25 protein-coding genes are annotated in these 25,376 nt (G+C 72.0%); 8 read left to right on the plus strand and 17 right to left on the minus strand.

Features of this window, described 5'->3' with window-relative positions; genetic code table 11:
* Positions 1–282: 282 nt before the first annotated feature.
* Complete coding sequence (gene ctaD / locus GA0070607_RS07075) at positions 283–2,040, minus strand: aa3-type cytochrome oxidase subunit I (protein WP_089017461.1); 1,758 nt, start codon at positions 2,038–2,040, stop codon at positions 283–285.
* Positions 2,041–2,159: 119 nt separating this feature from the next.
* Positions 2,160–3,266: an FAD-dependent monooxygenase gene (locus tag GA0070607_RS07080; protein WP_089017462.1), complete on the minus strand. Its 1,107-nt coding sequence runs from the start codon at positions 3,264–3,266 to the stop codon at positions 2,160–2,162.
* Between the two features lie 305 nt (positions 3,267–3,571).
* Between GA0070607_RS07080 and GA0070607_RS07085 the strand changes: the two genes are divergently transcribed.
* Positions 3,572–4,708, plus strand: a complete 1,137-nt coding sequence (locus tag GA0070607_RS07085; protein ID WP_089017463.1) for a GH12 family glycosyl hydrolase domain-containing protein — start codon at positions 3,572–3,574, stop codon at positions 4,706–4,708.
* A gap of 76 nt (positions 4,709–4,784) precedes the next feature.
* Here the strand turns inward: GA0070607_RS07085 and GA0070607_RS07090 are convergent, their stop codons facing one another.
* The 3 genes from GA0070607_RS07090 to GA0070607_RS07095 all read right to left on the minus strand — a co-directional run bounded on the left by GA0070607_RS07090 (position 4,785) and on the right by GA0070607_RS07095 (position 6,814).
* The gene (locus GA0070607_RS07090) at positions 4,785–5,750 is read right to left on the minus strand and encodes a golvesin C-terminal-like domain-containing protein (RefSeq protein ID WP_089017464.1); all 966 of its coding nucleotides are present in this window, start codon (positions 5,748–5,750) and stop codon (positions 4,785–4,787) included.
* Positions 5,750–5,902, minus strand: a complete 153-nt coding sequence (locus GA0070607_RS32730) for a hypothetical protein (protein ID WP_172898999.1) — start codon at positions 5,900–5,902, stop codon at positions 5,750–5,752. The genes GA0070607_RS07090 and GA0070607_RS32730 overlap by 1 nt, the downstream gene beginning before the upstream one ends.
* Before the next feature lie 126 nt (positions 5,903–6,028).
* The gene (locus GA0070607_RS07095) at positions 6,029–6,814 is read right to left on the minus strand and encodes an aldo/keto reductase (RefSeq protein ID WP_089017465.1); all 786 of its coding nucleotides are present in this window, start codon (positions 6,812–6,814) and stop codon (positions 6,029–6,031) included.
* A gap of 93 nt (positions 6,815–6,907) precedes the next feature.
* Between GA0070607_RS07095 and GA0070607_RS07100 the strand changes: the two genes are divergently transcribed.
* Positions 6,908–7,957 (plus strand): DNA polymerase ligase N-terminal domain-containing protein, encoded by a 1,050-nt coding sequence (locus GA0070607_RS07100; protein ID WP_089017466.1) that lies wholly within the window; start codon positions 6,908–6,910, stop codon positions 7,955–7,957.
* Positions 7,958–7,971: 14 nt separating this feature from the next.
* Positions 7,972–9,162: a threonine synthase gene (locus GA0070607_RS07105; RefSeq protein WP_089017467.1), complete on the plus strand. Its 1,191-nt coding sequence runs from the start codon at positions 7,972–7,974 to the stop codon at positions 9,160–9,162.
* Between the two features lie 52 nt (positions 9,163–9,214).
* Here the strand turns inward: GA0070607_RS07105 and GA0070607_RS07110 are convergent, their stop codons facing one another.
* The 4 genes from GA0070607_RS07110 to GA0070607_RS07125 form a co-directional block, all read right to left on the minus strand.
* A complete protein-coding gene (locus GA0070607_RS07110; protein ID WP_089017468.1) occupies positions 9,215–10,567 on the minus strand; it encodes a pectate lyase in 1,353 nt (450 codons plus the stop codon).
* A gap of 267 nt (positions 10,568–10,834) precedes the next feature.
* Positions 10,835–12,634: a glycoside hydrolase family 15 protein gene (locus tag GA0070607_RS07115; RefSeq protein ID WP_089017469.1), complete on the minus strand. Its 1,800-nt coding sequence runs from the start codon at positions 12,632–12,634 to the stop codon at positions 10,835–10,837.
* A gap of 48 nt (positions 12,635–12,682) precedes the next feature.
* Complete coding sequence (locus tag GA0070607_RS07120; RefSeq protein ID WP_089017470.1) at positions 12,683–13,075, minus strand: cupin domain-containing protein; 393 nt, start codon at positions 13,073–13,075, stop codon at positions 12,683–12,685.
* A gap of 265 nt (positions 13,076–13,340) precedes the next feature.
* The gene (locus tag GA0070607_RS07125) at positions 13,341–14,234 is read right to left on the minus strand and encodes a sulfotransferase domain-containing protein (RefSeq protein WP_089017471.1); all 894 of its coding nucleotides are present in this window, start codon (positions 14,232–14,234) and stop codon (positions 13,341–13,343) included.
* A gap of 91 nt (positions 14,235–14,325) precedes the next feature.
* Between GA0070607_RS07125 and GA0070607_RS07130 the strand changes: the two genes are divergently transcribed.
* On the plus strand, positions 14,326–15,426 hold the full coding sequence (locus tag GA0070607_RS07130) for a beta family protein (protein ID WP_172899000.1): 1,101 nt from the start codon (positions 14,326–14,328) through the stop codon (positions 15,424–15,426).
* Positions 15,427–15,430: 4 nt separating this feature from the next.
* On the opposite strand, the gene GA0070607_RS07135 is transcribed toward GA0070607_RS07130, so the two are convergent.
* Positions 15,431–15,712, minus strand: coding sequence for an adhesin (locus tag GA0070607_RS07135; protein WP_089017472.1), 282 nt, complete (start codon positions 15,710–15,712; stop codon positions 15,431–15,433).
* Between the two features lie 195 nt (positions 15,713–15,907).
* The gene (locus GA0070607_RS07140) at positions 15,908–17,047 is read right to left on the minus strand and encodes an NAD(P)-binding domain-containing protein (RefSeq protein WP_089017473.1); all 1,140 of its coding nucleotides are present in this window, start codon (positions 17,045–17,047) and stop codon (positions 15,908–15,910) included.
* Positions 17,048–17,090: 43 nt separating this feature from the next.
* Here GA0070607_RS07140 and GA0070607_RS07145 point away from each other — a divergent pair, with 43 nt between their 5' ends.
* Both GA0070607_RS07145 and dacB read left to right on the plus strand, forming a co-directional pair.
* The gene (locus tag GA0070607_RS07145; RefSeq protein ID WP_089017474.1) at positions 17,091–17,807 is read left to right on the plus strand and encodes an MIP/aquaporin family protein; all 717 of its coding nucleotides are present in this window, start codon (positions 17,091–17,093) and stop codon (positions 17,805–17,807) included.
* A gap of 67 nt (positions 17,808–17,874) precedes the next feature.
* Entirely contained in the window at positions 17,875–19,458 is a 1,584-nt protein-coding gene (dacB, locus tag GA0070607_RS07150) for a D-alanyl-D-alanine carboxypeptidase/D-alanyl-D-alanine endopeptidase (RefSeq protein WP_089017475.1), read from the plus strand.
* Positions 19,459–19,493: 35 nt separating this feature from the next.
* Here the strand turns inward: dacB and GA0070607_RS07155 are convergent, their stop codons facing one another.
* From GA0070607_RS07155 to GA0070607_RS07170, 4 genes are all read right to left on the minus strand, one after another.
* Positions 19,494–19,823 (minus strand): hypothetical protein, encoded by a 330-nt coding sequence (locus tag GA0070607_RS07155; protein ID WP_231930884.1) that lies wholly within the window; start codon positions 19,821–19,823, stop codon positions 19,494–19,496.
* Between the two features lie 115 nt (positions 19,824–19,938).
* Positions 19,939–20,316, minus strand: coding sequence for a nitroreductase family deazaflavin-dependent oxidoreductase (locus GA0070607_RS07160; protein WP_408630897.1), 378 nt, complete (start codon positions 20,314–20,316; stop codon positions 19,939–19,941).
* A complete protein-coding gene (locus tag GA0070607_RS07165; RefSeq protein ID WP_172899001.1) occupies positions 20,277–21,242 on the minus strand; it encodes a hypothetical protein in 966 nt (321 codons plus the stop codon). The genes GA0070607_RS07160 and GA0070607_RS07165 overlap by 40 nt, the downstream gene beginning before the upstream one ends.
* A 189-nt stretch (positions 21,243–21,431) precedes the next feature.
* The gene (locus GA0070607_RS07170) at positions 21,432–22,025 is read right to left on the minus strand and encodes a pentapeptide repeat-containing protein (RefSeq protein ID WP_089017477.1); all 594 of its coding nucleotides are present in this window, start codon (positions 22,023–22,025) and stop codon (positions 21,432–21,434) included.
* 84 nt (positions 22,026–22,109) lie between these two features.
* Between GA0070607_RS07170 and GA0070607_RS07175 the strand changes: the two genes are divergently transcribed.
* Positions 22,110–23,342, plus strand: coding sequence for a serine hydrolase domain-containing protein (locus GA0070607_RS07175; RefSeq protein ID WP_089017478.1), 1,233 nt, complete (start codon positions 22,110–22,112; stop codon positions 23,340–23,342).
* Positions 23,343–23,394: 52 nt separating this feature from the next.
* Positions 23,395–24,036, plus strand: coding sequence for an NAD(P)-dependent oxidoreductase (locus GA0070607_RS07180; protein WP_089017479.1), 642 nt, complete (start codon positions 23,395–23,397; stop codon positions 24,034–24,036).
* A 21-nt stretch (positions 24,037–24,057) separates the two neighbouring features.
* On the opposite strand, the gene GA0070607_RS07185 is transcribed toward GA0070607_RS07180, so the two are convergent.
* Both GA0070607_RS07185 and GA0070607_RS07190 read right to left on the minus strand, forming a co-directional pair.
* Positions 24,058–24,522, minus strand: coding sequence for a PPOX class F420-dependent oxidoreductase (locus GA0070607_RS07185; protein WP_089017480.1), 465 nt, complete (start codon positions 24,520–24,522; stop codon positions 24,058–24,060).
* A gap of 28 nt (positions 24,523–24,550) precedes the next feature.
* Positions 24,551–25,186: a DUF6642 family protein gene (locus tag GA0070607_RS07190; RefSeq protein ID WP_089017481.1), complete on the minus strand. Its 636-nt coding sequence runs from the start codon at positions 25,184–25,186 to the stop codon at positions 24,551–24,553.
* Positions 25,187–25,376 lie beyond the last annotated feature (190 nt).

Here is a 25,376-nt window from a genome sequence, read left to right on the forward strand (position 1 = left end):
TGGTGGCCCACGCCGAGACGACGGCGCTCGTCGTGCCGCTGCCCGACTGGCCCGGGCCGGAGAAGGGACATACCTCTGAGGCGTATCTATGACTCAGCGGTATGAGGCCGATCAGGTACAGGTTGCCCGGGAATTCGCGTCAGGCGCCGAGCCGGGTCTGGCGGTGACGAGCCGGCCGGGCGGTGACGAGGGCAGGCGGGCCGAGGCGGCCCGGGCATGGCGACGGGCGCCGCTCCCGGTGATCCGGTGGCGGCGCCCGTCGTAGAGCTGCGGAGCTGAGGGTCAGTTCCGGTCGATGTCGCTGGCGGTGTCCTCGCGGTAGCTGGCACCGCCGTCCGACTCGCTGGTCAGCGGCTTGGCGCCACCCTCCGGCGGGCCGGCCAGGCTCTGGCCGGCGGCCAGTTCCGGGAACTTCGCGTCGAACGCCGGCCGCTCGGAGCGGATCCGGGGCATCCTGTCGAAGTTGCGCAGCGGCGGCGGGCTGCTCGTCGCCCACTCCAGCGAGTTGCCGTGACCCCAGGGGTCGTTCACCTCGACCACCGGGCCGGTCTTGTACGACTTCCAGCAGTTGTAGATGAACGGCAGCGTGGAGATACCGGTGATGAACGCGCCGATGGTGGAGATCACGTTCAGCGTGGTGAAGCCATCGCCGGGCAGGTAGTCGGCGTACCGGCGGGGCATGCCCTCGGCGCCGAGCCAGTGCTGCACCAGGAAGGTGGTGTGGAAGCCGATCATGGTGAGCCAGAAGTGCACCTTGCCCAGGCGCTCGTCGAGCATCCGGCCGAACATCTTCGGGAACCAGAAGTAGATGCCACCGAAGACGGCGAACACGATGGTGCCGAAGAGCACGTAGTGGAAGTGCGCCACCACGAAGTACGAGTCGTGCAGTTGGAAGTCCAGCGGCGGGCTGGCCAGCAGCACGCCGGTGAGACCGCCGAAGAGGAAGGTCACCAGGAAGCCGACCGACCAGAGCATCGGCGTCTCGAAGCTGATCTGGCCCCGCCACATGGTGCCGATCCAGTTGAAGAACTTCATACCGGTCGGCACGGCGATCAGGTAGCTCAGGAAGCTGAAGAACGGCAGCAGCACCTGGCCGGTCGCGAACATGTGGTGCGCCCAGACGCTCATCGACAGCGCCGCGATGGAGATGGTGGCGGCCACCAGGCCCTTGTAGCCGAAGATCGGCTTGCGGGAGAAGACCGGGATGATCTCGCTGATGATGCCGAAGAACGGCAGCGCGACGATATACACCTCGGGGTGCCCGAAGAACCAGAACAGGTGCTGCCAGAGCATCGGCCCACCGGTCGCCGGGTCGTACACGTGGGCCCCGATGATGCGGTCGGCGGCGAGCGCGAAGAGCGCGGCGGCCAGCAGCGGGAAGACCAGGATCACCAGCAGGCTGGTGACCAGCATGTTCCACGTGAAGATCGGCATCCGGAACATGGTCATGCCCGGCGCGCGGAGAGTCAGGATCGTGGTGATCAGGTTGACCGCGCCGAGGATGGTGCCGAGGCCGGAGACGGCCAGGCCCACCACCCACATGTTTCCGCCGATGCCCGGCGAGTGCTCGGCGGTGCTCAGCGGGGTGTAGGCGGTCCAGCCGAAGTCGGCGGCGCCGCCGGGGGTCATGAAGCCGGCGATCGCGATCGACCCGCCGAACAGGTACAGCCAGTAGGCGAAGCTGTTCAGTCGGGGGAAGGAGACGTCGGGCGCGCCGATCTGCAGCGGCACGATGTAGTTCGCGAAGGCGAACACGATCGGCGTCGCGAAGAACAGCAGCATGATCGTGCCGTGCATGGTGAAGAGCTGGTTGTACTGCTCGGGCGACAGGAACTGCAGCCCGGGCTGGGCCAGCTCGGCCCGCATGATCAGGGCCATCAGGCCGCCGATCATGAAGAACGCGAACGCGGTGACCATGTACATGATCCCGATCTGCTTCGCGTCCGTGGTACGCAGCAGCCGCGCGATGGCCGACCCCTTGACCGGCTCCCGGACCGGCCAGGGCCGGGTCACGACCGGCTTGGGTGCGACGGTGGTCACGAGTGGCCTCCGGTTCTCGTTTGTCCCGCTCGGCACACGCTGGTTATCTGCGGGCCGTCATCCGCAAGGAGGATAGTCCCCGGCAGGTCGCAGCGCCGCGTGGGGTGGCGGGACACGATCTAGAGCGGGCCGACCAGCAGCCGGTAGTGCTCCCCGAAGATCCGGTCGCCGCGTCCGCGCAGCAGCGGGTCGCGCAGCGCGGGCGGCACGTCGCGGGTCCGGTTGCGGTCCCGGGTCCGGTCCCGCACCCATCGGGTACGCGGGCGGCGGCGGCTCTCGTACGCCACGAGCGCCGCCTCCACGCTGCCGGCGGCGCGCAGCGACTCGGCCAGCACCACGGCGTCCTCCAGCGCCATCGCCGCGCCCTGGGACAGGGTCGGCGCGGTGGCGTGCGCGGCGTCGCCGACCAGCAGCACCCGCCCCCGGTGCCAGCGGCCCAGCTCCACCTCGTCGGTGATCCCGACGTGCACCCGGTCGAGCGCCGCCAGCACCTCGGGCACCGGGCCGCGGTAGTCGGCGAAGAGTTCGCGCAGCCGACCCAGCGGGTCGGAGGGCGGCTCGGTGCCGGCCTCGTCGGCGTAGCAGTGCAGCCGGCCGGCGCCGATCGGCACCATCAGCAACCCGCAGCGCTGGCCGAGCAGGGCGGTCCACTCGGTGACCGGGGGGCCGTCGCGGAGCACGGCCCGGTAGACCACCTGCCCGACCGGGCGGGGCGGACCGCCGAGGGAGGCCAGGGCGCGGACCGAGGATCGCGGCCCGTCGGCACCGATGACCAGGTCGTACTCGGTGCTGGTGCCGTCGGTGAAGGTGACCCCGACCCCGCCCGGGAGCAGGTCCAGGGTGCGGACCTCGGCGCCGTGGCGGACGGCGCCGCCGGCTCCGCTGAGCAGCACCCGGTGCAGATCCGCCCGGGGCAGCGCCCGGCACTCGCCGACGCCGGCCCAGAGGGTGTCGAGGTCGACCTCGCAGAGGGGTACGCCGGCGGCGTCGAAGAAGCGCTGGCGGTGGATCACCTGCCCGAGCGGGCGGACCGGGTCGTGCAGGCCCAGCCGGTGCAGCGCGCGGGCGGCGTTGCCCGGCAGGTAGAGGCCCGTGTCGGTGGACTCCCCCGGTGGCAGCTTGTCCGTGACGTCCGGCCGGAAGCCCGCCAGGCGCAGCGCCCGGGCCACGGCCAGGCCGGCAATGCCCGCGCCGACGACGAGGATGCGCAGGGGGGAGCCACCCATGGTGGTGTACGCCTCCGGAGGGGATGCGGCACGCGTTGGAGGCAACACGCTACTCGGCGCTATCGGCGCACACCAGGGCCCGATCGGACCGCCCGGAGCCGATCGTCGGGCGGCCCGCGCCGGTTAGCTGGACGTCCGCCCGACGGCCGTCCGGCGCGGGCGTGGCAATCCTCACATTTCACCAGTTTGACGCGCGCGGTTGCGCCATGGTTTCAGACATGTAAATGTGTCTTTGAGCGTGGGAGCGCTCCCGTCTTCGCCCCGACCCGTCCGGCGCCCGGCACGCGCCGCAGTCAAGGAGCGTCATGAAACGTCCACTTCGGGCATTGGTCGCCGCCGGCCTGCTGCTCGGCGGCTCGATCGTCGCCGTGGCACTCGGCGGCAACGCCTCCGCCGACACCCAGATCTGCGAGCAGTACGGCTCAACCGTCATCCAGGGCCGGTACGTGGTGCAGAACAACCGCTGGGGCACCACCGCCCAGCAGTGCATCAACGTCACCAGCACCGGCTTCGAGATCACCACCCAGAACGGCAGCAGCCCCACAAACGGCGCGCCGACGGCGTACCCCTCGGTGTTCTTCGGTTGCCACTACACCAACTGCTCCCCCGGCACGAACCTGCCGATCCAGGTGAGCCAGATCAGCAGCGCCACCAGCAGCATCAACTACCGGTACGTCAGCGGCGCCACCTACAACGCCTCGTACGACATCTGGCTGGACCCGACGCCCAGGCGGGACGGCGTGAACCAGATGGAGATCATGATCTGGCTCAACCGGCAGGGCTCCATCCAGCCCATCGGTTCACCGGTCGGCACGGCCAGCCTGGCCGGCCGGACCTGGGAGGTCTGGCGGGGCAGCAACGGCTCCAACAACGTCATCTCGTACGTCGCGCCGTCGCCGATCACCAGCCTGAACTTCAGCGTGCTGGACTTCATCGCCGACGTCCGCAACCGGGGCGCGATCACCAACTCCTGGTACCTGACCAGCATCCAGGCGGGCTTCGAGCCCTGGCAGGGCGGCGCCGGCCTGGCGGTGACCTCGTTCTCGGCCGCGGTCAACGGCGGCGGCAACCCGACCACTCCACCCCCGACCACACCGCCGCCGACCACTCCTCCGCCGGGCGGCGCCGGGTGCGCGGTGAAGTACACGCCGAACTCGTGGAACAACGGCTTCACGGCCGACGTGCAGATCACCAACACGGGGTCCAGCGCGCTGAACGGCTGGACGCTGACCTACAACCTGCCCAGCGGGCAGCAGGTCACCAACACCTGGAACGCCACGGTGACGCAGAGCGGCTCCGCGGTGACCGCCCGGAACGTGGGCCACAACGGTTCCGTCGCACCTGGCGGCACGGCCAGCTTCGGATATCAGGGGACCCTGAGTGGGGCGTACTCATCACCGACGAGCTTCACGCTCAACGGGGTCACCTGCTCCCGCACCTGAGCACGACGTCCGGTGGGGCGCTCGCGGTGCGCGCACCCCACCGGACGGGCCGGCAGCCCGGCCCGGACAGCCCTCGTCAGACCCGGGTGAGCCGGACGGCGTCGGCGATGACCAGGCCTGTGGCGTTGCTCCACCGGCTCACGCCGACCCGGTTGGCGTCCCCGGCCGGAAGCGTGAACGTGCCGAGGACCCGCCACTGCCCGCCGGTGACCCGCTGGTCGACGCGGACCGTCTGGTTGCCGGTGGTGGTGGCGACGATGTACGGCGCGGCGCTGTTGTAGCCGGAGTTCGCCGGCCACCAGGCCTCGACGCGGTAACTGGCGGTGGCGGGGACGGCGAACCGGTACCACGCGACGTCGCTGGCCGCGACCGGGTCCGCGTACCGGTAGTCGGCGCCGTGCCGCTGCCCGGAGTACGACGACACACCCCAGTTGGCGCTGGCGGTGAAGCGTCCGGCGGTGGTGTTGTCCACGGTGGAGGACCACGCGGTGCCGCCGCCGGCCATCTTGGCGGCCACGTCGGCCCGCATCACGTTCAGGTCGATGAAGGACGGGTCGATCTTGCCGGTGGTGCTGGTCTCCCGGTGCCCCCGGGCGTAGCTGCTGTTCCTGCCCAGCCTGGTGAGCACGGCGGCGGTGGCGGCGATCGACGCGTTGTACTGCGCGGCGGTCATCTCCTGGTTGACGCCGTTGTAGTCGATCTCCCACCCGATCATGAGGGTGTTGCCGTCCCCGGCCGGGATCGGCCCGCTGCCGCCGCTGACTCCGGCGTGGTTGCACCGGCCGGCGGAGATGACGTGGAAGACGCCGTTGTAGTCGACGAGGGCCTGGCAGAGCGGGCCGGCCAGGTCCGGTCGGCCGTTGATGCAGATGCCGAGGGCCGGGTGGGGGTTGCTGGCGCTGGAGGTCGAGGCGGTGTGGTGCCAGAGCACCCCGATCGGGTCGAAGGAGCCGGGCCGCATCCGGTTGAGCCAGTCCCCCTCGACGACGACCTGGACCCCGGCGGCGCGCAGCACGTCCACCAGCCAGGGAATGGTGGCCATCAGGACCCACCGAGCAGGTCGGCCAGGCACTCGGGCTTGGGCGCGGCGCTCGCCGGTGCGGGCCGGACGACGGTGGTCAGCGCGGCGGCCACCAGGGCGGGGATGGCGAGCATCCCTCGGCGGCGCAGACGGATGGATGGTGACCGGGCCATGGCGATCCTCCAGCGACGGCGGGTTCGAACGCATCGACGAGCGTGATGACGGGCACGCTATACCGTCATGAGCGTCGATGTCGATACCCTTCACCGCGATGCCGGGCGCTGAAGAAATTCGCCGTATCAGGCGTTGCCGAGCGCGTCGATCTCGCGCATCTCCTCCGCCGTCAGCGAGAAGTGGAAGACGTCGAAGTTGGCGGTGATCCGCTCCGGGGTCACCGACTTCGGGATCACCACGATCTCGTGGTCGATGTGCCAGCGGAGCACCACCTGCGCCGGCGAGACGCCGTGCGCGCTGGCGATCCCGGTGAGTACCGGGTTGCTCAGGTCGGTGGTCTTGAACGGGCTGTACCCCTCCAGCACCACGCCCCGGTCCCGGTGCTCGGCGTGCCGCTGCCGGTCGTACAACATCGGGCCCCACCGGATCTGGTTGACCGCCGGATTCTCCTCGGTCGACTGGATCAGCTCGTCCATCTGGGCCGTGCTGTAGTTGCTGACCCCCACCGCCCGGGTCAGGTTGTCGTCCCGGGCGGCCAGCAGCTCCCGCCACATCGGGATGCTGTCGGTGGCCGACGGTGGCCAGTGGATCAACCAGAGATCGACCTGGTCGATGCCGAGCGCCTCCAGACTGGCCTCCAGCGTCTCCCGCTCCCGGCCCACCCGGTCCGGCGGGACCTTGGTGGTGATGAAGACGTCCTCGCGGCGCAGCCCGCTCTCCTGGACCGCCCGGCCGACCTCCCGCTCGTTGCCGTACAGGGTGGCGGTGTCGAGGTGCCGGTAGCCGGTGTCCAGCGCGGCCAGCACCGCGTCGTAACCGGCCTGGCCGGTGGCCTTCCAGGTGCCGAATCCGAGCAGGGGCATCCGCACGTCACCGGGGAGCAGGACGGTGGGCTGGTCCGTGTTGTCCATATGGACCGTTCTACCCGTCCGGAGCCCGGCCGGCGAGCGAACCGGACACTCAGGTGTCCAGCGGGACGGTCCGGTTTACCGGAGAATGCGGGTGTGACGGACCGGCTGGAGGAGTACCGGCGTCGGCGGGACGCGGCCCGTACACCCGAGCCGGTGCCGGCGCGGAGCCCGACGCCGGCCGGCCCCGGCGGCGGCACGGCCCGGTTCGTCATCCAGCAGCACCACGCCCGCAGCCTGCACTGGGACCTGCGTCTGGAGCACGAGGGGGTGCTGGCGTCCTGGGCGGTGCCGCGCGGTCTGCCCCGCGACCCCGGCCGCAACCACCTCGCCGTGCACACCGAAGACCACCCGATGGAGTACCTCGACTTCCACGGCGAGATTCCCGCCGGGGAGTACGGCGGGGGCCGGATGGTCATCCACGACCGGGGCACCTACCGCGCGGAGAAGTGGCGCGACGACGAGGTGATCGTGACCCTCGCCGGCGAGCGGACCGCCGGGCGGTACGTGCTGTTCGCCACCGGCGGCCGGGACTGGATGGTCCGGCGGACCGACCCGGCCCCGCCCGGCTGGACGCCGATGCCCGAACTGGTCCGACCGATGCACGCCACGCCCGCCGCCGGGCTCCCCCGGGACCGCGCCGGGTGGGGCTACGAGCTGCGCTGGGACGGGGTCCGGGCGATGGCGTACGTCTCCGGCGGGCGGCTGCGGCTGCTCTCCGAGACCGACGAGGAGATCACCGGCGGATACCCGTGGCTACGCGCACTGGCCGAGGCGCTGGCCCCGACCGAGGCGGTGCTGGACGGTGTGCTGGTGCGCATCGACGGTGCCGGCCGGGTTCGCCCGGCCCGCCCGTCCAGCGGCGGCAGGGTCCCGGCCGGCGCCCAGTACCTGCTCGTCGACCTGCTCTGGCTCGAGGGCGTGAGCAGCGTGGACGTGCCGTACGCGCAACGCCGGGAGCTGCTCGACGGGCTGGCGCTGACCGGTACGCACTGGCAGACTCCGCCGTGGTTCCCCGGCGCTGGCGACGATGCCCTGCGCACCGGTCGTGAGCAGGGCCTGCCCGGCGTGATCGCCAAGCGGCTGGACTCGGTCTACGAACCGGGGAAGCGCAGCCGGCGCTGGCTCAGCATCGATGCGGTCTGACGGCGAGGAGCGACGTGTACCTGACCCACCTGGACTGCCCGCGCTGCGGCCGGGAGTACGCCGCCGACGAGTTGCACAACCTCTGTGAGTGCGGCTCTCCGCTGCTGGCCCGCTACGACCTGCCGGCGGTGGCCAAGGCGGTCACCCCGGAGCGATTCCCGCTGCGCCCGGCCGACCTGTGGCGCTACCGCGAGCTGCTGCCGGTCGCCGACCCCCGACACGTCACCACGCTCGGCGAGGGCTGGACGCCACTGCTGCGCGTCCCCGCGTACGGCGCCGAGATCGGCATCGAGGACCTGATGGTCAAGGACGAGGGGCTGATCCCGACCGGCTCGTTCAAGGCGCGCGGCGCCGCGGTCGGCGTGAGCCGGGCACGCGAGCTGGGCGTCAAGCGGATCGCGATGCCCACCAACGGCAACGCCGGTTCGGCCTGGGCGACGTACGCGGCGCGGGCCGGCATGGGGGCCACCATCGTCATGCCGTTGGCGGCTCCGAGCATCTGCCGGCGTGAGTGCGTGGCGGCCGGCGCCGACCTGCGTCTGATCGACGGGCTGATCAGCGACGCGGGCCGGCGGGTGGCCGAGCTGGTCGCGGAGTCCGCCGGGGCGATCTTCGACGCCGGCACGCTGCGCGAGCCCTACCGGCTGGAGGGCAAGAAGACGATGGGGTACGAGATCGTCGAGCAGCTCGGCTGGCAGGCGCCCGATGTGATCATCTACCCGACGGGCGGCGGTGTCGGGCTGATCGGCATCCACAAGGCGCTGCACGAGCTGCGCGACCTGGGCTGGATCGGCGACAAGCTGCCCCGGCTGGTGGCGGTGCAGTCGACCGGCTGCGCGCCGATCGTGCGGGCCTTCGCCGCCGGCGAGGACCGGGCCCAGCCGTGGGCCGACGCCCACACCGTCGCGTTCGGCATCACCGTGCCGGCGCCGCTGGGCGACGAGCTGATCCTGGCCGCGCTGCGGGCCTCCGCCGGCACCGCCGTGGCCGTCGACGACGCGGACCTCCTGGCCGACCTGCGGGCCTTCGCCACCCGGGAGGGGCTGCTGCTCTGCCCGGAGGGAGCCGCGTGCCTGACCGCGGCACGACAGCTGCGCGCCGGCGGTTGGATCCGGGCCGGTGAACGGGTGGTGGTGCTCAACACCGGCGCCGGGCTGAAGTATCCGGAGACCGTCGACGTTTCCGGCGTACCCGTGCTGGCCTGAGCCGGCTGGCACCCCGCGGGCCGTGCCGTCCGCGGGGTGCCGCCGTGCCGCCCTACTGGTAGGTGATGTCGGACGGCGCGTAGAGGCAGTTGACGCCGTCGGCGCCCTCCCCGATCTTGACCGGCTCGCTGCCCTTCGGCACGCCCCGGTACTTGACGCAGATCGAGGTGTCCCGGTCCGGGTCGCCGACAATGGTGATCCGGCTGAACCGGGCGGTGTCGCCCCAGTTGGTGTTGATGCCGGCGATCGCGTCGGTGTCCCGGACGACCACGTTGTCGATCACCACGTGCCGCTCGTACGAGGTGGAGCAGTTGCCGCAGGCTCGGTAGAGTTTCCCGGCGTTCTCCACCCGGAAGTTCCTGATGGTGACGGTGCCGGAGCCGTTGTGCTGGAAGACCTTGTCGCTGGCCGAGCGGGCGCCGCCGCCGTCGACCGTGTACGTGGTGCCGCCGCGGAAGGTGGCGGCGTCCTCGCCCACGTCCTCCCACCAGACGTTGATCAGCGTGCAGTTGCCCTCGCAGTGCACTCCGTCACCGGCGGGCGCGCCGATGATGACGTTGCGCAGGGTGGCCCCGGCGCCCAGCTCGAACATCGGGTCCTGGCTCTCGCTCTGGCCGCCGTCGCCGATGCCGTAGTAGCGCCTGAGCCCGCCATCGAAGGTGCCCGAGACCGGGATCGTCGCGTCCACCTTCTGGCTGCCCGTCGGCGTCGGCCAGCCCGCGGGCGGCGGGTTGGTCGGGCCCGGCGTGGTGGGCGGCGGGGTCGTCGGGGGCGGGGTGCCGCCGCCGGACGAGTCCACTGTCACGTCGTCGAAGCCGCCGCTGGCGTACGCGGTGACCAGGCCGATCCGGCCGGCGCCGACCAGGCTGTTGCTGCCGGCGGCGATCTGGGTGCCGTTGACGAAGCCACGGATGGTGCTGCCGCTGGCCTCGATGCGCAGGGTGTACCAGCTGCCGGTGCCGATGCCCAGCGACGCGGAGCCGATCGAGGTGGTGGCACTGCCGTTGACGGCCTGGAGTTCGGCCCGTCCGGAGCCGAGCAGGGCCAGCCGGTACATCTTGGTGCTGCTGCTGGACCGGGCCGCCAGCCCGACCAGGGCGCTGGACGAGCCGAAGCTGACCGGCCTGACCCGGGCCTGCACCGAGTAGTCGGTCCAGCTGGTCTGGCCGGCGAACTGCCGGGCCAGCGAGCTGCCGGCGTTGGACTGGTTGAGCACGCCCGAGCCGTCGACGGTCCAGGTACCGCCGGACTTGGACCAGCCGGAGGTGTTGCCGTCGTTGAAGTCGTCGGTGAAGACGGTGGCCGCGAAGGCCGAGGTCATGCCGACCGCGAGGGCGGCCACTGTCGCGCCGGCGCCCACCGCGAGCAGCAGTGGTCGTCGGCCGGGGAGTCGTCTCTTCTGCACAGTTGTCCTCCTTGACGCGTGTGGTGGCGATCCCGCGGCCGTCCGTACGGGGACGTGCCGGCACGGCGTGACGCCATGACCTGGGATCGGTGCGCCCCGTCGGATGCCCGGTGTCCGGAGCGGGGGTGAAGCGGGATCAAAGCCGTGGGAAAGGGCTTTCCCGCATCTTCGAGGCTAGGACCACGTACACATGAACGTCAATGCCTGGCGCTTGCAGGTCTGTTGCAGGATTCACCAGCCGACCCGGCCCGCCCGGCCGGTGACCGGTCAGAAGCTGTACGGCTCGGTCAGCCGCCAGGCCGCGTTGATCAGGCCGATGTGCGACAGCGCCTGCGGGGTGTTGCCGAGCTGCGCACCGGTGATCAGGTCGATCTGCTCGCTGAACAGGCCCACGTCGTTGGCCTTCCCGACCACCTGCCGGAACAGCTCCTCGGCCCGGCGCCGCTCGCCCGCCAACGCCAGGCACTCCACCAGCCAGAACGAGCAGAGCACGAAACCGGCCGGGTCGGTCGACCAGCGGCGTACCAGCCCGTCGTCGGTGCCCAACTCCCGCTCCACCACCTCGATGGTGGAGCGCATCCGCGGGTCAGTGGCCGGCAGGAAGTGCACCACCGGCAGGAAGAGCGCCGAGGCGTCCAGCTCGGCCGAGCCGAACGCGCCGGTGAACGCGCCCATCCGCTCGTTCCAGCCCCGCCGGAGCACCTCGTCACGGATCTCGTCGCGGATCCTGGCCCAGCGGTCCGGGTCGGCCCGCTCGCCGAGCCGGTCGGCGAGCCGCACCGCCCGGTCCATGGTCAGCCAGCACAGCACCTTGGAGGACAGGTAGTGCATGTCCCCGTCGCGGGCCTCCCACATGCCCCGGTCCGGCAGATGCCAGGTGCTCGCCACCTGCTCGGTCAGCCCGAGCACCATCTCACGCAACTCCCCGTCGAACGTCCCGCCCAGGTAGTCGCGCAGCCGCCAGACCGCCGACATCACCTCCCCCGGCACGTCCAGCTGCCGTTGCCGCCAGGCGTCGTTGCCGATCCGGACCGGCCGGCTGCCGGCGTAACCGCCCAGCTGCAGGCAGTCGTGCTCGGTGAGGTCACGCTCCCCCTCCAGCCCGAACAGCACCGGCACCGGCTCGTCGCCGATCCGGCCGATCGAGCGGGACACCCAGGCGAACAGCCGGGACGCCTCGTGGGGGCAGGCCGCCACCCAGAGCGCGCGCATGGTCATCGAGAAGTCGCGCAGCCAGGCGAAGCGGTAGTCGTAGTTGCGGTCGCCGCCGATCTGCTCCGGCAGCGACGTGGTCAGCGCGGCGGTGATCGCGCCACTGCGGGAGTACGTGAGACCGGTCAGCACCGTCGCGCTGGGCCGGACCAGCTCGGGGTACCTGCCCGGATACTGGTGCGGCTCCCGGTACGCCTCCCACGCCCGCACCGTCTCGGCGAGCGCGGCCACCGGGTCCAGCCGGACCGGCGGGGCGCCGTACGTCGCGCCGTACGCCACGTCCACCCCGATCACCTGGCCGGCGGAGACCTCGAACTCGTGGGTCACCCGGTCCCGGCCGGCCCGCAGCGGGAGCTGCGCGGAGCGCAGCAACAGTGTCACCGGGCCCGCCGCGGCCACGACCGTGCCGTCCGGCTGCTCGTGTAGGTACGGGGTGAGCAGGCCGTACTCCGGACGGGGTGCGAAGTCCAACGACATCCGAACCCGCCCCGACAACCCCTCGACCACCCGGATCAGCACGGCGGGCGAGTTCTGGCCGAGTTCGTGCGCGCGGGCGCCGAACTCGGCGGCGAGCGCGTCGGTGACCGCCACGCTGCCGTGCGGGGTGTGGTGCACCGTGCGCAGCACCAGCGTGTCCGGCCGGTACGACCGCTCCACCCGGTGCCCCTGCCCGCCCACGCCCACCGGCGCCAACCGGAAGTGCCCGGCGCGCGGGTCGAGCAACCGCCCGAACACGGAGGCACCGTCGAACCGGTGCGGACACCACCAGTCGATCGAACCGTGCTTGCTCACCAGAGCGCCGGAGCGGGAGTCGGACAGGAATCCGTAGTCGGAGATCGCCGGCTGCTGCTCCACCCGCCGCGGGTACCCCGATCGGCCCGGATCAGACCGCCGTCGGCCGCGTCACGAAGTGGGCGGCTCGTCCTCGCCAGCCTCCTCGGCAGCGTCGGCCTCCTCCTTGGTCCGGTGCACGGCCTGGTCGGCGTGCTCCGGAGGGCCGTACACGGTGTAGAGCACCAACGGGTTGGGCCCGGTGTTGACGAAGTTGTGCCTGGTGCCCGCCGGTACCACGACCAGGTCGCCGGAGACGACCTCCCGCTTCTCGCCGGCGACCCGCGCCTCGCCGGTGCCGCTGACGAACGTCAGGATCTGGTCGATGTCCTCGTGCACCTCCTCGCCGATCTCCCCGCCCGGCGGAATGGTCATGATGACCAACTGGGTGTGCTCCCCGGTCCACAGCACCCGTCGGAAGTCCGGGCTCTTCTCGGCGACGGTCGCGATAGTGAAATGCTCCATGCCGGGCTCATACCCCGTTCCGCGCCGCGTCACGCCGGGACTCGCAGATGGTGGAATTCCCCACGGTTGGCAGGTTTGGATCCACGCCGGCCGGGGATCGCATGCCTGACCGGCGCGAGCGGCCGGTCGAGCCAGGTCCCTGCCGGCGTACCGCCGAACGGCTGCGGTGGTGGGAGACGGCCAGAGCGCGGCGACGTTCCGACCACTGTCGAAGCGGCGCCGTGCGCTCGTCTGCGCATCCCTCTGCCGTGCCGCGCCCTACCGGTCAGCCGTCGCGGTGCAGCCAGGTGAGCAGGTCGGGTGGCGCGAGCGCCGCCGTTCGCGCCCGGTAGCGGGCCAGCGCCGCCGCGTCCAACAGGTCCCGTCCCTGCCCCGAGCCGCCATGGCGGAAGAAGGCCCGGCGGTCGCGCAGCACACCGAGCGTGTCCGGTGCGAGCCGGTCGGCGCGCTCCCGCATCCGGTCGAAGGTCGCCGCCTCGACCAGGTCGGGCCAGCGCTCGGGTGGCACCGCGAGGCCCCACCGGTCGGCGAGGCGGCGCATCTGACCGCAGAGGTCGGCCCGCAGGTCGTCGTAGTGCACCAGCTCGACGTTCGGCTCGTGCCGGCGCGCCCAGGCGTCGCTCAGGTGCAGGAGCACTCCGGGCAGCGAGTCCAGTTCGGCGCGCGGGTCCACCTCCCGGTCGACCCAGCTCGACAGCCACTGCCCCACCGGCGTGCGTGCTCGCGGCGGTCCCGCCGGGGCGGGCTGGCCGGTCAGTTGGCTGAGCCGCATCCGGTCCAGGTTGCCGGCCTGGTGGTACAGGGAGACCGCCATGTCCAGCGGGTGCCGGGCCACCACCACGTAGTGCACCCGCGGGTCGAGCGGCAGGCCGTCCAGCGGCGTGTGTGTCTTGACGAACCGACGATGCGGCTGGGCGGCCAGCCGGCGGTACACCGCGTCCTGCGGCTCGACCAGCCAGTCCAGCCACGGCGACAGCTCGGTCAGCGGCGCCGGTAGCTCCGGGGCGCCCAGCACCAGCAGCGCGCAGATCATCTGCATCCAGGTCGTGCCGCTCTTGGATCGGGTGCTGATCACGATGTCGCCGTCCCGGAACGCGAAACCGGCCCAGCGGGCGCTGTCCTCGTCGTCGGACCGGTAGCGGTGAGCTGGCACGAGCATCGGGCGAGCGTAGTCGCCGAGCCGACAGTCAGGCAGCCGAATTCCGGCTCGACAGCCTGTGACATATGCGCATACCTGGCTAGATTGAAGTATGGTGCCCGCCCACGGGGGCCGGGCGGCGGAACCGGTCTACCGCCCCATCCTCGCCAGCCGTCGCGGTGAGCTGGACGCCTTGAGTCACCTCGACCCTGCGGCCGCCCCGATGCTCGCCCCGATCCTGGAGGTCGGCGCGGTCGACCGCACCACGATGGACATTCTGCGCCGGTTGCCGGTCGGGCTGCTGCCAGCCGTCGACGTCAGCACCCTGCCCGATGCGCCGGAGGCGGAGCTGGCCCGCTGGGGCGTACCGCTGGTGCCGGTGATCGGGCTCGCGGAGAGCGACCGGCGGCTGGCCGCGCACGCCACGGCGGCCCGGGCGTACGCCCGGCGGGCGCTGGTCCGGTTGCGGGCCGGCCAGGACCGGGCCGGGCCGGACGAGAGCACCGCCGCCGTCGAGCGGATCTGGCGGTTCACCGGCCTGGCGCCGGAGGAGTGCGACCTGCTGGTGGACGCGGGCGACGTGTGCTGCCCGGCGGACGTGCGGCTGGCCGAGCCACGGGTACGCCGGCTGCTGGACTGGGCCCGTCGGCACGCCTGGCGGTCGGTGACGGTGGCCGCCGGCGGGATGCCGCCGACGCTGTCCCGGTTGCCCACCGACGAGCCGGTCCGGCTGGACCGCTGGGACTGGCTGCTCTGGCAGCGGCTCGCCGACGCCGGGGTCGACTACGGCGACTACGGCGTCGGCCCGGCCGTACCCGGCACCGGTGAGCCGGGTGACCGGTTGCCCACCGTGCGGTACACGGCCGACGGCAGTTGGTGGGTCTACCGCTGGTCGCGCCGGGGTGGGCGCGGCGACGACCGGTTCGCCGACCTGTGCCGCACGTTGGTCTCGGCACCGCACTGGCCGCGCACCGGCGCGGCCTTCTCCTGGGGCGACCATGAGCTGCTGCGCCGGGCCCGAAGGGGCGCCGGCGCCGGCTCGGCCGCCAACTGGGCGGCCTGGAGCACGTCGCACCACCTGGCGCACGTGTTGACCGCGCTGCTGCACCCGCGCGACGACGCCGACCCGGGGTGGCGTCCCGGGCCGGATCCGCCGCAGCGAGGGCGGTCGCTGCGGCAGTCGCGCGGCGGTGAGACCCGCCGGGCCGGCTGAGCTGCTACGCCTTCTCGGTGAACCCGAACTGGATGATGCCCTCGTCGTCGACGGTGGCGTCCACCGAGGCGTCGCCGAGCAGTTCGACGGCGTCCTCGTCAAGGAAGATCCGGGCACCCTGGTTGTCGACCACATGGTCGCCCTGCACCGGCTCGGGCACCAGTTCCACTGTGAGTGACCCGGCCTCGGCGTCGGCGGCGATACGCACTCCACCGTCCTCGCCGACGTCCTGCTGGTTGGCGAGGTCACGGATGACGAGCACGGCATTGTCGGTCATGGTGAGCATTTGCGGAACTCCTCGTGGATTCTCGGCTCGCGGTCGGTTACCGCACAGACCGGACAATCGGTCCGCGTACGAGCACACGTGGGAGGCGACAGGAGGGGCGAGCGGTCGTCGCCGTCGCATCGCGTCGGGGCAGCTGACGGGCCCCGTCACCGCCTACGGTGCCCGCTGCCAGACGATCCGTCAAATAGAGGCGGATCAGTCGAGAGCGTGGGCCGGGGCGAGCAACGCACGGATCTCGTTGACCGCCGCGCGGCCGGCCCGGTTGGCTCCGATCGTGCTCGCCGACGGGCCGTACCCGACCAGGTGGATCCGCGCGTCGGCGACCACGCGGGTGCCGTCCATCGTGATACCGCCGCCCGGTGCGCGCAGCCCCAGCGGGGCCAGGTGGTCGAGCGCGGCGCGGAAGCCGGTGCACCAGAGGATCATGTCCGCCGGCACGAACCGTCCGTCCGCCCAGGCCACCCCGTCGGGCGTGATCCGGTCGAAGACGGGTAGCCGGTCGAGGACGCCCCGCTCGCGCAGTCGTCGTGTCTCCGGGGTGATCGGCAGCCCGGTCACGCCCACCACGCTGCCTGGCGGGCGGCCGGCCCGTACCGCCACGTCCACCCGGGCCACCGCGGCCCGGCCCAGCTCGGTGTCGAACTCCTCGTCGCGGAACTCAGGTGGCCGGCGGGTCACCCAGGTGGTGGCGGCCGCGACGGTGGAGACCTCGGCGAGCAGCTGCACTGCGGAGGTGCCGCCGCCGACCACGACCACCCGGCGGCCGGTGAACTCGTCCGGGCCCCGGTAGTCGGCGGTGTGCAGCTGCCGGCCGCGGAACGAGGACCGACCCGGGTAGTACGGCCAGAACGGCCGGGTCCAGGTGCCGGTCGCGTTGACCAGTGCGCGGGTGATCCACCGGTCGCCGTCGGTGTGCACGTCCAGCCGGCCCTCCGGACGGGAGTGCACCGCGCGGACCCGCACGGGTCGCCGCACCGGCAGCTCGAAGGCTCGCTCGTACCCCGCGAAGTAGGCACTGACCTGCTCGGCCGCCGGCCGCTGCGGGTCGCCGGGTGGGAAGGGCAGCCCGGGCAGGTCGTGAATGCCGTGCACCCGGTTCAGCAGCAGGGTCGGCCAGCGGTGCTGCCAGGCTCCACCTGGGCCGTCGTCACCGTCGAGGATGACGAAGCCGCCGCCCGGGGCGAAGCCGGTGCGGCGCAGGTGGTAGCCGGCGCTCAGGCCGGCCTGGCCGGCCCCGATCACCACGACGTCGACGGAGTGGGTGTCCACGCGGGGTACAACGCCGAACGTGGCGCCGCTCTGCCCGCCCTGGCCGTCGCACCGGTCACAGACCATGATTCGAGCACCGGGTCGCCCGAATTGTCCTTACGCTGACGAGATGGAAGACGCCCGTCGTGCGGCCGCCGAATTCCTCGGCACGTTCCTGCTGGTCTTCTTCGGGGTGGGCAGCGCTGTCGCAGCGCGCGTCCAGGGTGGGGTGGTGGTCGTCGCCCTGGCCTTCGGGTTCGTCATGCTGGCTCTGGTCTACACGATCGGCCCGCTCTCGGGCAGCCACGTCAATCCGGCGGTGACGCTCGGCGTGCTGCTCTCCGGGAAGATCTCGGTGATTGGTGCGGTGGCCTACTGGATCGCGCAGTTCGCCGGCGCGACCGTGGCCGGCTTCCTGCTCTGGGCGCTGACCCGCTGGGGCGACGTGGCGGACCAGACCGCGGCGCTGGGCTCGAACGGGTACGGCGCGAACATCAACCGGGGCGGCGCGGCCGTGCTGGAGATCGTGCTGACCTTCCTGTTCGTGCTGGTCGTCCTGGTGGTGACCAGCCGCAGCGAGAATCCGGGCACCGCCGGCGTGGCGATCGGGCTGGCCCTGGCCGTGACCCAACTGGTCGGCGTGACGCTGGACGGCGCCGCCGTCAACCCGGCCCGCGCCTTCGGCCCGGCCGTCTTCGAGGGCGGCGTGGCACTGCGGCAGCTCTGGCTGTTCATCGTCTTCCCGCTGCTCGGCGGGGCGCTCGCCGCGCTGGTGGCACCGCTGGTGATGGGGGCGCAGCGGCACTACTGGGGCGGGCATGACAGGTCGGTCGGCCGACCGACGTAACGCCCTTTGGCAATATCCTTCGCCCGAGACTCTTCTCCGGCGAATATCTTCGTGGCAGCATCAGCGCATGCATCGCCGTCTCTTTCCCCGGGTCCTCGCGCTGGTCGCGTTGGTCGCCACCGCGGCCACCGCCGGCGCGCCGGTCGCCACCGCCGAGTCGCCCACTCCCGCGACGACCCGACTGCGCGCGGCCATCGACACGATCCTCGCCGACCAGCGGCTGACCGGCGCGCAGGCGTCGGTGGTCGTTGTCGACACCAGCACGGGGCAGACCCTCTACGACCGCAACGGGGACCGGCGGCTGATCCCGGCCTCCAACACCAAGCTGCTGACCTCCACGGCCGCCCTGGAACTGCTCGGCGCGGGGCACCGCTTCGGCACCGACGTACGAACCACCGGCAAGCGCCGCGGCGGGTTGCTCTCGGGCAATCTCTACCTGCGCGGCGGCGGCGACCCGACGATGCTCGCGGCCGACTACGACGCGCTCGCCGCGCAGGTCGCGGCCGACGGTGTCCGGGTGGTGACCGGCAACCTGATCGCCGACGACACCCGCTACGACAGCACCCGGCTCGGCCCCGACTGGACCTGGGACGACGAGCCCTACTACTACGCCGCCCAGGTCTCCGCGCTGACCGTCGCGCCGGACACCGACTACGACGCGGGCACCGTGATCGTGCACGCCGCCCCGGCGGACCGGGCCGGCGCCCCGCCGGTGGTCAACACCACCCCACCCACCGGGTACGTCCGGATCGACAACCGCGCCGAGACGGTCGCCGGGGGCGAGACCTCGATCTCGATCGAACGCGAGCACGGCGGCAACACCATCGTGGTGAGCGGGCAGATCGCGGTCGGCGACGAGCCGGCCAGCGACTGGGTGACGGTCTGGGAGCCCACCGGCTACGCGGCCGACGTGTTCCGGGCGGCACTGCACCGGCACGGCGTGCGGGTGCTCGGTCGAACCGTGCTCGGTCAGCCCACCCCGGAGGCCGCCCACCCGGTGGCCCGGCACGACTCGATGAGCCTGGGCGAGCTGATGACGCCGTTCCTCAAGCTCTCCAACAACGGGCACGCCGAGGTCCTGACCAAGGAGATCGGCCGGGTGCTCTCCGGCTCCGGCACCTGGACGGCCGGGCTGACCGCGATCAGCGAGTACGTCGCCGACACCGAGATGGACACCGGCACGCTGCGCCAGCGCGACGGCTCCGGACTGTCCCGGCGCAATCTGGTTCCGGCGACGGAGTTCGTCGACCTGCTGGCCGCCGTGCGGGCCGAACCCTGGTTCGGCACCTGGTACGCGGCCCTGCCGATCGCCGGGCAACCCGAGCGGTTCGTGGGTGGCACGCTGCGCAGCCGGATGGCCGGCACTCCGGCGGCGGGCAACGTGCACGCCAAGACCGGCAGCCTGACCGGGGTCTCCGGGTTGTCCGGCTATGTCACCAGCGCCGACGGACGGCTGCTGGCGTTCTCCATCCTGCTGAACAACTACCTCACCGCGTCGGTGAAGCCGCTGGAGGACCAGATCGCCGTGGCGTTGGCCGGCTACCGCGAGGACGGCGCGGCGACGGCACGGATCGCACCGCCGGCAGTGCCGGAGACGCCACGGACGCCGGAGGGCGTGGAGTGCTCCTGGGTCAAGCCGATCACCTGCTGATCGATGGCCGGGGGCGTTGCGCGCCCCCGGCCGGATCAGGCCGGGCGGTCCGGTGGGGGAACCACAGCGGTCGGGTCACCCCGCTCGATGAGCGCGGCGATCTCGGCGGCCCGCAGCCCGCGCAGCGCCAGCACCCGTGTGCCCCAGCGATGCAGCCGGCACGGGTGCGGGCTGGCGTCGTTACGGCAGACCATGCCGCCGGACCACCGGCGGGGAGCGTGCACCACCACCGCCCGCACCGCGAACTGGGCGTCCTCGCCCGTCACGTACGGCGGCAGAGGGATGTCGCGGAGCACCTCCCCCGGGGCTTCACCGGCACCGGGCGAAGCGGCCGGACGGACGCGGTGGGCGGTACTGCTGCTCATCTGCGGTGCCTCCACACTGGATGGTGGGACGGGAACAGCAGAAAGTTACGTCGCCATCGACCGCATGCGACGGACAAACTGTCCCGCCGTCCAGCGCGGCACCACGGACGCCAGGTCAGCTCCGTTCCAGCACCACCACCGGGATCTCCCGGTCGGTCCGGGCCTGGTAGTCGTCGTACGCCGGCCAGATGGCGGTCATCGTCGACCACATCCGGGGTTTCTCGTCGGGTGTCGCGGTGCGCGCCCGCGCGGAGAACGTCTGCGCGCCGACCTGCACCTCGACCTGCGGCTCGGCCAGCAGGTTGAGAACCCACGCCGGGTGTTTCGCAGCGCCGCCCTGCGAGCCGACCACCAGGTAGTCGTCGCCGTCCCGGCCGTAGATCAGGGCGGTGCGGCGTCGCTTGCCGCTGTGCCGGCCCCGGGTCGTCAGCAGGAGCGTGTAGACCCCGCCGGTCAGCGCACCGCCACGGCCTGGAGGCCGACGTTCCCGCAGTGCTCGGTGAAGACCTTCTCGACGGTCCAGGTCAGCACCAGCCGGGCGCCCTTCGGCAGCTTGAACCGGATGGTGAACTGTGCGCTCTGGCTGGTGTACGGGTCCTCCAGCCGGGCGGTGCGGACCGGTCCGCCGGTGGACAGCCGGGCCTCCAGCCGGCCGCGGGCCATCCAGGTCCCGGCGTAGAGCTGGACGACGCGCGGCTCGCCGCTGCCGGCGACGGCGAGGCTGAACCCACTGCCGGTGCCGCAGGTGTAGACACCGTTGGGGCTGCCGCGCACCGAGCGCTCCGACGTGCCGTCCCGCCAGCTGACGACCTCCTGGTTGCCGTCCCAGCCGACCCGGGTGCCGGTGCCACCCGCGTCGATGATCTCTCCGGAGCCGGCGCGCTTACGGACCGTCGACTTGCCGCTGTGCAGTCCCCAGTGCATCCAGTCCCGGGTGCCCACGGCGGTGAGGTCGATCTCAGCGGGCACCTCCGCGCGGCTCACCGACAGCACCGGCGCTGACGGGGACGGCGGCGGCGGGGCCGGTGAGCTGACCGACGGCGTCGGGTCGGGCGAGGGCGGACGCTGCCGAGGACGCAGGTTGGGTTCCGCCGGCCCGGCCTCGCTGGTGCGTCCTCCCGCGCCCGGGAAGCCGGTGGGGCGGGTGGCCCCGGCGGGCACGCCGCCAGGACGGCCCGCCTGATCGTCGCCGGACTCCGGGCCGGACCGGGTGCCGAGGTACGAGACGAGCCCCACCAGGCAGACGAGCACGGCGAGCCCCTCCACCACCCAGCGCCGCCGCTTCCGGGCGCGGGTGAGTCGGCGCAGTGTGCTGCGGGTATGCCCGGTGATGCCGGCGCGCGGCCGGTGCCTCGCCGGTCCGTCGGACGGCTCGTCCCCGCCCCCCGGATCCGCCCGCGTGCGGTCTTCGTCCGCCACCGACCCCTCCACCTCCACCGCGCGGCCGCCATCGAGCGTCGCGGATCGCACCGTCCACTGTGGGCCGTTTTGCGCTCGCATCCGGCGTGGACGACACGCTAGATCCGGACGGGCCGGCGTGTCCAGTCCGGAACCGGACGGTATCGGACAGCCCGGCCGTGACCCCGGTCGATCCGGACCGCGCTCGCGTCAGCCGATCCGGAAGCCCAGCGCCTGCGCGATGACCACGGCCTGCTCGGCGTCGACGAGAGCACCGGCTCGCTCGACGACCGTCGGGTCGAGCGCGGTCAGGTCGCTGCCGCGCAGGTCGGCGTCGCCGAGCCGGGAACTGTGCAGCTGCGCGCCGGAGAGGTCGACACCGGTCACGGTGGCGCCGGTGAGGTTGGCACCGGACAGATCCACCTCGCGCATCCGCACGTCGGTCAGCCGGACGCCGCGCAGGTCGGCGCCGGGCAACGCGACGAACGACCAGTCGCCGCCGGCCACCGTCAACGGGCGCAGGTCACACTGGGTGAAGGTGCTGCCGACCAGCTTGCAGCCGGTGAACTCGGCCTCGAAGAAGTTGCACCGCTTGAACACGCAGCGGGTGAAGGCGGAGTCGACGTGCCGGGAGGCGTTGAACAGCACGTTGCCGAACGTGCAGCCGGTGAAGACCGCGCCGCGACTCACCGCCTCGGTCAGGTCCACGTGGAAGAACTCGCAGCCCACGAAGTGCCGGTCGGTCAACTCCTCGCCGTACCAGTCCTCGTGGCGGAAGGTCACGTCCTCGGTCAGCTCCGGCATCCGGCAAGGCTAGTGCGAGCCGCCGACAGCCCGCCGGCGGCAGCCCCTTCCGGTATCGGCGTACCGGCTAGTAGGTTCGGCGGCGTGAGCGTGGCGCGGAGCAAGGACCCGGATCAGATCGGCTTCGACCCGGCGCGGCTGACCCGGATCGACGAGCACTTCGGCAGGTACGTCGACGACGGCCGGCTGGCAGGCTGGCAGGTGGTGGTCACCCGCCGCGGCGAGGTGGCGCACTCCTCCACGTACGGGCTGCGGGACCGGGAGTCGGGCGCTCCGGTCGAGGCCGACACGCTCTGGCGGATCTACTCGATGACCAAGCCGGTCACCTCGGTCGCGGCGATGATGCTGTGGGAGGAGGGCCGCTTCGAGCTGACCGACGAGATCAGCCGCTGGTTGCCGGAGTTCGCCGACCTGCGGGTCTACTCGAAGGGGTCGACGCTCAAGCCGTACACCGTGCCGGCGGTCGAGCCGATCCGGGTCTGGCACCTGCTCACCCACACCGCCGGCCTGACGTACGGCTTCATGCAGACCTCAGTGGTCGACGGGCTCTACCGGGCGGCCGGCTACGACCTGTACCCGCCGGCGGACGTCGATCTGGCCGGCGCCTGCGCGGCCTTCGGCGAGCTGCCGCTGCTGTTCCAACCGGGCACCGCGTGGGGCTACTCGGTCGCCACCGACGTGCTCGGCCGGCTGGTCGAGGTGGTCTCCGGGCAGAGCCTCGACGCGTTCTTCGCCGACCGGATCTTCGGCCCGCTGGGCATGACCGACAGCCGATGGTGGGTCGAGGGCGACGAGGCCGAGCGTCTGGCCGCGCTCTACGTCCCCGAGCCGCGCAGCGGCCGGGCGGTCCGCTACGACAGCCTCGGCTCGCTGGCCTACCGCAAACCCGCACTGTTCTCCGGTGGCGGCGGCCTGATCTCCAGCGCCGCCGACTACCACCGATTCACCCAGCTGCTGCTGCGCGGCGGCGAGTTGGACGGGGTACGCCTGCTCGGGCCGCGCACGGTGCGCTTCATGACCCGCAACCACCTGCCGGGGGGTCAGGACCTGGGCACCCTGTCCACCGGCGGCTTCGCCGAGACGACCCTGGACGGGATCGGCTTCGGCCTCGGCTTCGCGGTGGTCGACGACCCGATTCCCAGCCGGGTGCCGAGCAACGTCGGCGAGTACTACTGGGGTGGGGTGGCCAGCACCGCGTTCTGGGTGGACCCGGCCGAGGAGATCACCGCGCTTCTCTTCACCCAGCTGATGCCGTCGAGCACGTACCCGCTGCGCTCCCAGCTGCGCCAGCTCGTCTACGCCGCCCTGGTCGACTGACGGGATCGTCGTTCCACCGACGGGCGGCGGGCCCAGTCCCTAGCCTGGGCTGGTGAGCACCATCGTCGTGTTTGGCGCGGGCGGCACCGCCGGGTCGCGGATCACCGCCGAGGCGATCGACCGGGGGCACCGGGTGATCGCCGCCGTGCGCCGCCCGGAGGCCACCTCGTACCTGCCCGCCGGGGTGCGGACGGTCACCGGCGACGCGACCAGCGAGCAGAGCGTGCGGGAGCTGGCGCCGGACGCGGACGCGCTGGTCGTGGCCATCGGCGGCGGCGAACGCGAGCTGTGGCGGGACGCGGCGGAGAATTTGGTGACCACGCTGCGCGGGATGCCGGCGGCGCCGCGGATCATCCACGTGGGCGGCGGATCGACCCTGCTCACCCCACGTGGCACCCGCATCCTGGACGAGCCGGACTTCCCGGCGCAGTATCGGGACTCGGCGCTGGGTCAGGCTGACGCCCTCGACTACTACCGCACCGCCGCCGACGGGGTGAGCTGGACGTACGTCTCGCCGCCCCCGCTGGAGTTCCACCCCGGCGAGCGCACCGGGCACTACCGCACCGGCACCGACCAGCCGGTCACCGACGACCAGGGCCGTTCGGTCTTGACGTACGAGGACCTGGCGGTGGCGATCGTCGACGAGATCGAGCAGCCGCGACACCAGAACGCCCGCTTCACCGCCGCGTACTGACCCGGGGCGGGCCGGTCGCGGTCAGTCGGCGAGCCGGGCGGGGAAACCGCCGGTGGCGATCGGGCCCCAGGAGTCGATGGTGACCCGGATCAGCGACTTGCCCTGGCGCACCATCGCCGCCCGGTAGTCGTCCCAGTCCGGGTGCTCGCCGGAGATGCTGCGGAAGTACTCGACCAGCGGCTCCAAGGCCTCGGGCAGGTCCAGCACCTCGGCGGTGCCGTCGAGCTGCACCCAGGGCCCGTTCCAGTCGTCGGACAGCACGCAGGCCGAGACCCGCGGGTCGCGGCGGATGTTTGTCACCTTGGCCCGCTCGGGGTAGGTGGAGACGACCAGCCGGCCCTGGCCGTCCACGCCCGCGGAGACCGGGGAGGACTGGGGGCGACCGTCCGCCCGGGTGGTCATCAGCACAACGCGGTGTCGCGGCCGGAGAAAGTCGAGCAGGGTGTCCCGGTCGACCCGGGTGTTCTTCGCGATGCTGCGCGCCATCACTCCTTCCTACCAGGGCGACCGCGCGTCAGCTGGGTCGGGCCGCGCGGTGCACCGCCTGGGCCGGCACCCGGGGCCGACCGGCGGGGCGCCAGGCCCGGCCGTTGGCGTAGATCACCCGGAAACCGAGGTACGAGGCGAGCGGCGCCCAGTGCGCCGAGCCCATCCGCAGTTCGGCGGCATTGTGCCGCTGACCGTTGGCCAGCACGTCGAGCAGCACGGTTTCGAAAGCGGCCGATTCGACCCAGTCGACTTCGCGGGTGAAACCGCAGATCAGGGCGGCTCCGGTGACTTCCAGGAACTCGCGCAGCACCGTGTCGGAGGCGCGCAGCACGGAGCAACTGCCGAAATAGAGCCGCCGCCCCTCGCAGCGGCCCGCCATCAACTCGGCCACCTCGTTCAACTCCACGGACTGCCAGTCGGTGAGGCAGAGCCGGCTCGGCTCGCCGTGCATGGCAAAGAAGCCGACCCGGTGGTCGGCGTACTGCTTGAGCAGCCAGCGGTCCAGGAAGTAGAAGAGCTCGTCGCGGGTGGCGGCGTCCTTGTGGATGAACCGGATCTTTCCGAGCCGTTCCAGCAATTCCAGGGTGGGCAGCACGGAACCCCGCTCGTTGAGGTCCCGGTGCCACTGACCCTCGACACAGAAGACGCCACCGCGTGCCACATGCACCTCCGCCAGTCCGCCGCCCGAGGCTGACGGTACCGGCCGCCAAGGGCCGAGGAACATCACCCTCGGTGTGACTGATTGCGACGTTCGGTGTGGTTGCCCATGGCCGGGGTGATCGGGGGTGAATGGCTGTTTCGCAAATCAGTCGAATTCCCAGGCGATACCCAGGCAAGGCCAATCGTGAGGA

Source organism: Micromonospora coriariae, assembly GCF_900091455.1.
Taxonomy (GTDB): Bacteria; Actinomycetota; Actinomycetes; order Mycobacteriales; family Micromonosporaceae; genus Micromonospora; species Micromonospora coriariae.